Source organism: Geobacillus sp. ZGt-1 (assembly GCF_001026865.1).
Lineage (GTDB): Bacteria > Bacillota > Bacilli > Bacillales > Anoxybacillaceae > Geobacillus > Geobacillus thermoleovorans.
Map to the genome: position 1 here is coordinate 50,105 of NZ_LDPD01000008.1, position 9,128 is coordinate 59,232.

A 9,128-nucleotide genomic window follows, 5' to 3' on the forward strand; every position below is an offset into this window, starting at 1 on the left:
AATCGCTTCTCTAAAAGCATGAATATGATCAAAATCGGGTTTAATCGAAAAACCAGCAGCGGCTCGATGACCACCGTATTTGGTTAAGAAATGGGAGCATTTCTTAATCACATTAATCATGGAAAAATCCGTCGCATTTACACTTCTGGCAGAACCGGCTCCTGTCAAGGAAATCACAATCGCTGGCTTTTTGAATTTATTGGCTATTTTTGCAGCAATGAGACCGATAATTCCGCTGTGAAAATCATCGCAAACAACAATAACATTTTGTTTGTACCATTGATTTTGAATAATTTGTTCCTCAATACGTTGGAATTGTTCTTTTGTCATTTGTTGCCGCTTTTTATTTAAAGTAATTAATGAATAAAGATCGGCTTTTGCACATAAAGGGTTGACTAGGATATCCACAGCTTGGTTTGGATCACCAATTCGTCCCGACGAGTTAAAAATCGGTCCAATTTGAAAGCTAATGGTGGAACTATCGACATATTTAATTCGTAACATCTCAAAGAGTTTTTTTAATACAGGGGTTGGTGTATAGTTCATTTTTTGCAATCCAAGTTTACAAATAATACGATTTTCTCCTTTGAGAGGCATTAGATCCGCAATCGTACCTAACGTGGCAAACTCAATAAATTCGTAAACATGTTTATCCCAAGGAATTTTTCCTGCCATAAATAGTGCCTGTACGACTTTTAAAGCGACTCCCGCACCTGCCAGATGCGGGAAAGGATAAGTGTTGTCATGACGCTTTGGATTAATAAACGCATAACAGTCGGGATGCGGACCTAAAACTTCGTGATGATCCGTAACAATGACATCCATGCCTCTTCTTTTTGCCACTTCCATGGCAGGGTGGGCACTTGATCCATTGTCTACTGTAATAATTAAAGTGGTGTCTTCCGGAACTTTTTCCATTGCTTTCGGGGACAAACCGTACCCTTCACTGCGAAGTGGCAATCGATAATGGACATCTGCTTTAAATTTCTTTAAAGCTTTGTACAGGATAGCCGTTGCTGTCATTCCATCTACATCATAATCACCATAAATGAAAATCTTTTCTTTTTGCGTCAAGGCTTTAATAATGCGTATAATCGCTTTTTTCATGTCATTCATCAGAAATGGATCATGAAAATCATCTATGGTCGGAAATATGAATCGTGATACTTTTTCGCAATTGTCGATGCCGTGAATAAACAAGTGGTGCATCAGTACCGGTTCGATATCAAACTGTCTTGCCATATAGGTGATCAAAGCTTTATTGGGATGTTTTTCTAGTGATGTATCAAACGGTACCCAATCCATACTTACCGTCCTCTCGTGAGTTGTAAAACCAAACATATTTTTTGGCTTGAAAAACGTTTAATGTTTGAAAAAATCGGTCGGATGGGATGTTTTTTGTTCCGTAGTATTCTTGATAAAAAAACGCAAGGTACTCTAGAGGACGGTTATATGTTAAATACTCTCTGTAAAAATTAATTGGCATCGGGAATGCGTTCTCGTATTCAATTCCTCCCTCTAGAAATGTTGCTAACGGGAATGCTCCTTTTGACAACACAAAATACAACTCGAATGGCGTGTCGATTTCAAGCGAACTCATCACTTCTTTATAAAAAATGACACCCGAATTTTTGTAAGAGATCAGTTCTTTTTTTAGATGAAGCAGATTCTGAAATTGATTAGTATCGAGCAATTGGCGTAAGGTGATCGGTTTCATGCTGTCAACTCCATTTACTGAATGTTTAATACGATTTCAATATCCTTTTCATCAAGTAAAATCACTTTTTCAACAATCGTTTTAATTAATGATTTTGCTTCCGGGACTGGTAAAACATCGATTGCATCGATCACATTGTTCATTTTTTCTTTCACCATTGCCTCAAGCTTTTTTACATCCACCGAAGAAGCATTTTCCGTTTTTTGAACTTCTGCAATGATTTGTTCCATCCGCTTTTTTTCTTCATTTAAATCTTCTAATTCAATGAGTCCTGCAGTGTACGCTTCCACTTTTCGTTTATAACGGTTTTTAGCGGTTCGAATTTTTTGCTCGATTGTGCTCTCTTCGTTTTCAGCAGCCTTTTGAATAAGATGAGGAATCATTTGGGAGTTAATCGAATCGGCTAACTTTAATAACCCATGTTTAAACCATGATTCCACATCGTCAGCGCGGTACTGTTTGCTTGTACACGTTCCTTTGTTTTTGTTAGCGGAACAACGGTAAACGCGATAGCGATTTTTCGCTGAACCTGACCAACCAATGCTCATTCCTGAACCACATCTGCCGCATTTTAATAGTCCACCAAGCAAATGCGGACTTGTCTGTGCTCGAGGTGCCATTTGTTTTTTATTTACTCTTTTTTGTACTTGTTCCCATGTAGCTTGATCAATAATAGCTGGANAAGCGTCTTCAAGGACAACCCAATCAGCGTCATCTTTTTTTACCCGCTTCGATTTACTGGAATCCATGCGGTTCCAAAACAGGGTTCCTTTATATACGGGATTCGTAAGCATTAGTTTAATAGCCCGAATCGACCATTCTTTTTTCTGACGAGAAGGTATTCCTTCTTCATTTAGCTTTTTAGCAATCGCATAGTAGCCGAGCCCTTTATTAAGGTACCAATCATAAACGTTTCGAACGATTTGTGCTTCCGGTTCATAAATAACCAACTCTTTATTCTGTAACCGATAACCGTAAGGGCTTTGTGTTAACCATTTTCCTTGTCTGGCTGCGTGCAGCATGTTTTCAAAAACACGTTCCCGAATTCGTTCTCGTTCAAACTCAGCAACCGCACCTAAAACCTGTAAGGTGAGACGACCGGATGGAGTATTGGTGTCAAACGATTCACTAATCGAAATAAATGAAACGTTATGCTCCTGGAACATATCAATTAATTTCAAAAGATCCAATAGTCGTCGGCTCAAACGGTCCAATTTCGTGACTAATATTTTGGAAATCGTCCCCTTTTTTACTTCCTTTAATAAACGATTTAATTCCGGACGATCAAGATTCTTAGCAGAATAACCGTCATCTATAAAAAGTAGAGGTTCTTCACTCCATCCCATGGCTCGGCAATAAGCTTTTAGCCGTTCTTGTTGTTCATCGAGCGAAATCCCTTCCCGAGCTTGTTCGTCCGTAGAAACGCGGCAATATAAAGCAATCGATCTTTCTTGAAAAGTGTCTTTCATACAGATTGCCTCCAACACTGTTTGTCCCATATCCCATATATATGTGTGGATGAACCAAACAATGAGTTTGGGCGATTTGCAGGGTTGTCCCACCTCACTTTCTGCATATGTATGAGCAAAGGGGGAATACGATGGAAGATGTGAAAGTTCGCTTCTCCGTAAATAGCAGTTTAGGAAAATTTTCATTTGACGACATCCACGATCTTCATAGCCACCCCGTTGCTCAAATGATCCAAGAAAAAATGGTTGCATGGGAACAGAAGTTTAAGGGAAGCGCAATTCATCACCTATTGCATAAAGAAATCGGTCAGGAACAAGCCAAACAGATTCAAGTTGCCTTCCAACAAAAAGAGAGCCAACCGATCGATGGTTAGGCTCTCCTTTTTTGTTAATTTTATTCATGATTATAAACATATGTTTATTATAGTGAATAAAATTCCCAAAATTTGTTTATCATAAAATTAGCGAGTGGAGTTTTCATTTAAAAACAAATGAACTCCTCGTTCCAGTGTGGAAAGGAGGTAATCAGCGACTTCAGGGTGCTTTTGTTCCAATTCCTTTAGTTGTTTCATGACATGCTGGATCCGAATATCGAATTCGCTATCACTGGAATGTGTTGTTTCAACAGGAAGGAGTGAGAGTTCTTCTTGAAGTTTTTCGAGAAGTGAAAGCTGAATGGTATCTGTTTTACCCGTTTCTAAATTGCTGAGATAAGCGGGAGAAACATTTAACCGTTCAGCGAAAGCATTTAAACTGATTCCTTTTTGTTTTCTTAGCACACGAATTCGTTCTCCTATATGTTGCAACATATTCGAATTCCTCCATAAAAATGGCTAGACGCATGTATTTTCAAAGAAATACAGGTTTGGTTAGAAACAAAGGCTTTATTGTATTTCAACATTCATCCAAAAAAATCCTGTTTGTAAGCTTAAGTTTTAGAAAAACATCATAAATTTTTTGAGGAGAGATAGAAATGAAAAGAAAAATCCCAAAAGTAACTTGCCAAGTCGTTTCTATTCAATATGTTCATGATCCAGAGGCAGCTGAAAAGTGGTTTGACTTGTACACAGATATTATTTTGAAGCAAATACAGAACAGGCAAGAAACGAAAAGGGACTCGGAGGTGTTGGATGATTGAAAACGGTTGCTTACTACCGCAACTCGATTAGCAAAGAAAAGCAGAAGTTATCCATTGAAATGCAAATGCAGCATGTGCATGAGGTAGCAGCAAAAAACCGTTTATTGATCGATGATGAGTTTATGGATCGAGAAACGTCNGCCAGAAAAAAGAAAATGGAAGAGAGAAAGGGCATGGCGCAGCTAATCGAGGAAATAAAAAAGGGGCGCGTAAAAAATTTAATTGTGTACAGCCGTTGCCGCTTGGCACGAAATGTACAACAGTATATGAGTTTATATGATTTACTAAGGCAGCATAAGGTAAATGTCATTTTCGCAGCGGACTTTGAATTTCCTATGATGTATANGGCGGAGGCTGAATTAATTGAACGGATTGTCGCCGCCATGAACCAGGAAGATGCTGAAAAATTGGTTCAAAAATTGNAAGATTCTAAAGTAACTGTAGCAAGAGAAGGAAAACATGCTGGGGGACGTATTCCATTTGGGTATCGATCACCCCGAGAGGATCTTGAAGAGGATAAGGAGGAGTCTGATTGGATTTTAGTTGAAGAGGAAGTAAAGACAATCCAAAACGTTTATGATTTATTTTTGCAAAAAGATTTTAGCTCCCTCACAAAATTTGTAGAGATAGTAAACGAATTGGGACTGCGCTTTAAAGATAATAAGGAATGGAACTATTCTAATATGCAAAACGTTCTTACAAACCCTATTTACAAAGGAAAAAGAATATCTCACATAAAGGGAGAAGAAATTGAAAAAGATGTGCCGCATCTTAAGATTGTCGATGAAACAGTATGGGAAAACGTTCAAAAGAAAATGAGTAAGGTTGTAAAGAGACGCAAAAAATCAAAAGAAAATCAAAATGAAAACCATGTATTTTTATTAAAAGAGCTTGTTTATTGTGATGAATGTAATCAAGTAATGCATGGCAAGCCACATCAATTAAAGGGTAAAACGTTTTTAGTGTATAAATGTAAAAAACATTCCAAAGTGCGAGCATCAAAAGATTGGTTAGAAAACACAGTTATTGAACATGCGAATGAGTTCTTTAACCAAATTATTCATACGCAATTTGCGGAGGTTATTGAGAAAATATACAAGGGAGAAACGAAGGGATATATCGAAGCCATTAAGCAAATTGACCGTGAACTGAAACAGTTAGAGGAAAGTATGGTACAGAGAGTGGAGCATGCTCTGGCAAAGGAAGAAGAACTTCAATTAAACAAGTCGATGTTACAGATGTTAAAGAAATATGAACAAAGCTTGTTTGTTAAATCCGAATTAGAATCCAGGATTTTCGAAATGAACGAAAAGTTTAAGACGATACATGATTGGAAACAGGAATCATCGTTGAAAATGATTGATCCGGACATGGAAGACGATCAAAAAATAGAATTGCTGCAGGACATTATCTCTCGTGTTCGGGTCAGTAAAGAGAAAATTGAAATTATTTTCCGTCATCCATTATTTACAGGATTGGAGGGAAGGGAAGAAATTGGACTTATCTAAGATTTTGACACCCGGCATGAAGGGGGTTTTTTATGGTCGGCATTCCACGCATAAGCAGACAATGGAAACACAGCGTCGTAGCGCCTATGATTTAGCCGAAAAATATCAGTGTACAATTGTGGAGGAAATTCTGGACGAGGGAGTGTCTTCACGAAAAAAAGATCGTGAAGGATATAAGCGATTGATTGCTGCAGCTTATGAAAAGAAATTTGACTTCGTTATTATCTACTCACATTCCCGTATTGCACGCATACCTGAAGAACATGATCTGATACGCGCAACGATGCATATATTAGATATCCCAATCATCGAAAGTGAAACAGAAAGTTTATATGATTTTGGCGACACTATTTTTAGAGCGATTAAAGATGGAATAGCCAAATATGAGCTGGATAAAATCCGGATCAATACAAAAAATGCAATTGAAACGTTGGCGAAAAATGGACGATGGACAGGTGGCAGGGCTCCGTTTGGGTATCAGTATACTTCCAAAAAGGAAGGAGGAACTGAAAAGTTTGATATAGTGGAAGCTGAAATAGAATTGGTGAAAAAAGTGTTTGAGTTATATAAAAATCATCATGGTTTTTCATCTATTGCCAGACAGCTTCCTGAAAACAGTTATCGTGGAAAAGCATGGACTAAGGACCGTGTAAAAAACATCATTACGAATCCCTTTTATGCAGGTTATATCGCGATCAGAAGAAAGCACGAAAAGAAACACAATGCGTTAAAAGACAGAAGTGAGTGGATAATGAAAAAAAGTCCACTTATTCCGGCGGTTTTAACGATTGAAGAATGGGAATATTGCTGGAATCTATACAAAACAAAGAACGAGAGAAAAATTCCACCGAAACACTTTAAAACATCTTTTCTGTTAACAGGTTTGTTAAAGTGCCAAAATTGTAATGGGGGGTTAATTGGAAAAGATCAGCGAACGACGAGCAACCAGGGAAAAGTATATGGAAAGAAAGTGTATTTATGCAAATCATGCAATTATAAAATAGATGCAGATGATGCACATCAAACGGTATTAAAAGTATTCAGAAGTTATCAAGGTGTAGATACAGAGAAACTGATCTCGGCTGTTCAGGAAAAAGTGGAAACAGAAATTAGCAACATCAAGAAAAGTATTGAGGATTTAAAAGTGTCATGGCAAACAGAAAAACGAAAACTCCAGCTTTGCGATATTGAAATTGAAAAAGCCTTTAAAAGGAAGGAAGAAAAGGAACCTCACATCAAAATATTGATCATTACAAAAGATCGAATCCTAAACAAAGTTCATCAAATTGAACGTTGGATTGAGGAAAAAGAGGCAAAAATAAAATTCTTAGAAGAGGTTCAAAAAAATGAAAATTTAATTAGAGATCATTTAAAACAATTTCAGGCTCCTGTCTCTAGCTGCAATGAAGATATGCGAGCGTTGTTCCTGTATTTATTTGAAGAAATTATGGTTAATAAAAAAGGACATTTGCAATGTAAACTACGTTTCAATTTAGATGATAAATGATACAAAAATCTCCTCATTTGCAGGAGATTTTTTTATTTATGTAATAACATATCTCGGTGATTAGGTGCATATATTGGTAGGTAAAGCAATTTTTCTCGGTAATTAAGGGTAGGACCCGATCGCGATCAGCCCCAAATTACCGATATTGATACGACTGAAATTCAAGAAAAACCTTTGATTTCAAGGGACAAGCTGGGGTTTGTCCTAATTTTATTATGGACAAGGAAGTCCTTTTTTAACAGTTCTCGGTTATTTGGATAGAGGAGATTTGGAAACTCGGTAATTAGGTTGGTTAAGTATTACTGTTACATCTTATCGATCCAATGTCAAAGATGATTAGACCAACTGTGTTGAAGAATATGTTAGTGCAATACCGTGTCAATGCTTAAAACAGAATAATGAGAATTAGAAAAAGAAATCGAAACTAAACAACAAGATCTAATTCTATTCTCATTACAACTTTAAACAAGGAGGAGAGAACGGTACCGTCAAGAATTTTCAAAATTTTATACATCATCGAGAGAACTTCCTTGTTTTTTAGCGACTAAAGTAAAGTTACATCACTAATGTTATGATCATAAATTTACCTTGATTCAAAATTAGATTAGGCGAACAAGCAAAATTGTTCGGTTTTGGAGTAGTAACAAGGAAAATCCAAGGATTTGCAGTTCGGCAAGGAGGTAGTTGAGGGATATGAAGGTTTTATATTAAAAAGAATCAGAATACTAAATGGGTTTTTGTTGAAATAAAGGTAATTTATTCGTTAAAATATTGGTGGTATCTGCCAATTGGGGGAGGTTTAATTGTTAATTCCATTTTGGTTTCGTTTATTATTTCTTTTTATGTCTTATTTTCCTTTATTTTTGGTACTGTTTATAAAATTTTTTAATTATGAATTCCTTGTTTATTGTATTAAATATTGGAGGTTTATCGATATATTGTTTCTGTTAGAGATTAAAACATTAAATGGAGTAATGGGACTTATATCAACTTTGCTGCTGGTAATTTCATTATTATCGATATTGTTTATATTGTTTGAATTAAGAACCACAGAGAAAAAAAGGATTGGACAGAAAAAATATACCATTAAGAAAATACAACCTAGGGATAGGGATATATTAGTTTACCTTGTTACTTATGTTTTACCGCTGATTAGTCTAGATATGGATAATTTTAGGGATATAATAGTTTTATTTGTTCTTATTCTTTTAATATTCTGGTTATCGATGTATTCAGATTTACTTTATGTCAATCCAGTTATGGCAGCTCTAAAATTAAGAATATACGCTATCGAAACAGATTTAGGTGAAGCACTCCTTATTTCTAAAAATGATAAATTCGAGGAATGCTTAGGTAAAAAAATAATTTGTTATCGTTTTATTAGAGATAAAGAAACAGTATTAATCGATGGGAGTAGGGGGCAACAAAATGAATGATGAATTGATTTATGTAAAAGAAAAAATTAATGAAATGGAACATAACAATGATTACGTTTACCAGTTATTTATAGTAGGTTCTGTACTAAGAGAAGGAACACAATCTGTTTATGATGATTGTGATCCAAAAGAAATTCCAATCGACCAATCAGTACAAGATTGGTTGTTGGGAACCACAAAGGCTTTGCTAGAGGATGTAACAGAAAATTATCAAGTATTAAATATTAGAGAAGTTGACGAAGAAAGCGAGACAATAAAAAGATATATTGAAATAAATAATTTAAATCAACTTTATTTATGGACTCAGCGTATAAATAATGAGCAAGTTGAAAATGATGCAAGGACTTTAATAA

General features: G+C 35.9%; 9 protein-coding genes and 5 pseudogenes. 9 read left to right on the plus strand and 5 right to left on the minus strand.

What is annotated here, in order from left to right:
- The 4 genes and pseudogenes from recJ to VU18_RS18880 all read right to left on the minus strand — a co-directional run.
- Positions 1–1,305 (minus strand): single-stranded-DNA-specific exonuclease RecJ (recJ, locus tag VU18_RS02440; protein WP_047757614.1); only part of this gene is annotated, 1,305 nt, incomplete at its 3' end.
- Positions 1,286–1,717 (minus strand): hypothetical protein, encoded by a 432-nt coding sequence (locus VU18_RS02445; RefSeq protein ID WP_047757594.1) that lies wholly within the window; start codon positions 1,715–1,717, stop codon positions 1,286–1,288. The genes recJ and VU18_RS02445, both read right to left, overlap by 20 nt.
- A 14-nt stretch (positions 1,718–1,731) precedes the next feature.
- The coding region (locus VU18_RS18875; protein ID WP_236687255.1) for a zinc ribbon domain-containing protein at positions 1,732–2,398 on the minus strand (667 nt) is incomplete at its 5' end.
- A 1-nt stretch (position 2,399) separates the two neighbouring features.
- Positions 2,400–3,186, minus strand: a pseudogene (locus VU18_RS18880) (recombinase family protein); the annotation flags it as partial.
- A gap of 131 nt (positions 3,187–3,317) precedes the next feature.
- Between VU18_RS18880 and VU18_RS02455 the strand changes: the two are divergent.
- Positions 3,318–3,560 carry a hypothetical protein gene (locus VU18_RS02455; protein WP_011230100.1) on the plus strand — a complete coding sequence of 81 codons (243 nt, stop codon included), beginning with the start codon at positions 3,318–3,320 and terminating at the stop codon, positions 3,558–3,560.
- Between the two features lie 87 nt (positions 3,561–3,647).
- On the opposite strand, the gene VU18_RS02460 is transcribed toward VU18_RS02455, so the two are convergent.
- Positions 3,648–3,995: a helix-turn-helix domain-containing protein gene (locus tag VU18_RS02460; RefSeq protein ID WP_011230101.1), complete on the minus strand. Its 348-nt coding sequence runs from the start codon at positions 3,993–3,995 to the stop codon at positions 3,648–3,650.
- Positions 3,996–4,159: 164 nt separating this feature from the next.
- On the opposite strand from VU18_RS02460, the gene VU18_RS18285 reads away from it, so the two are divergent.
- The 8 genes and pseudogenes from VU18_RS18285 to VU18_RS18905 all read left to right on the plus strand — a co-directional run.
- Positions 4,160–4,324: a hypothetical protein gene (locus VU18_RS18285; RefSeq protein ID WP_011230102.1), complete on the plus strand. Its 165-nt coding sequence runs from the start codon at positions 4,160–4,162 to the stop codon at positions 4,322–4,324.
- On the plus strand, positions 4,321–4,463 hold a 143-nt coding region (locus tag VU18_RS21015; protein WP_255351071.1), incomplete at its 3' end, for a recombinase family protein. The genes VU18_RS18285 and VU18_RS21015, both read left to right, overlap by 4 nt.
- 1 nt (position 4,464) lies before the next feature.
- Positions 4,465–4,669, plus strand: a pseudogene (locus VU18_RS18890) (recombinase family protein); the annotation flags it as partial.
- A gap of 1 nt (position 4,670) precedes the next feature.
- A pseudogene (locus VU18_RS18895) lies at positions 4,671–4,746 on the plus strand (hypothetical protein); the annotation flags it as partial.
- Between the two features lies 1 nt (position 4,747).
- Positions 4,748–5,832, plus strand: a pseudogene (locus VU18_RS18900) (recombinase family protein); the annotation flags it as partial.
- Positions 5,833–5,848: 16 nt separating this feature from the next.
- Positions 5,849–7,339: a recombinase family protein gene (locus VU18_RS02470; RefSeq protein WP_020279450.1), complete on the plus strand. Its 1,491-nt coding sequence runs from the start codon at positions 5,849–5,851 to the stop codon at positions 7,337–7,339.
- 842 nt (positions 7,340–8,181) lie between these two features.
- The gene (locus VU18_RS02475) at positions 8,182–8,775 is read left to right on the plus strand and encodes a hypothetical protein (RefSeq protein ID WP_236687257.1); all 594 of its coding nucleotides are present in this window, start codon (positions 8,182–8,184) and stop codon (positions 8,773–8,775) included.
- A pseudogene (locus VU18_RS18905) lies at positions 8,768–9,128 on the plus strand (DUF4868 domain-containing protein); the annotation flags it as partial. The gene VU18_RS02475 and the pseudogene VU18_RS18905, both read left to right, overlap by 8 nt.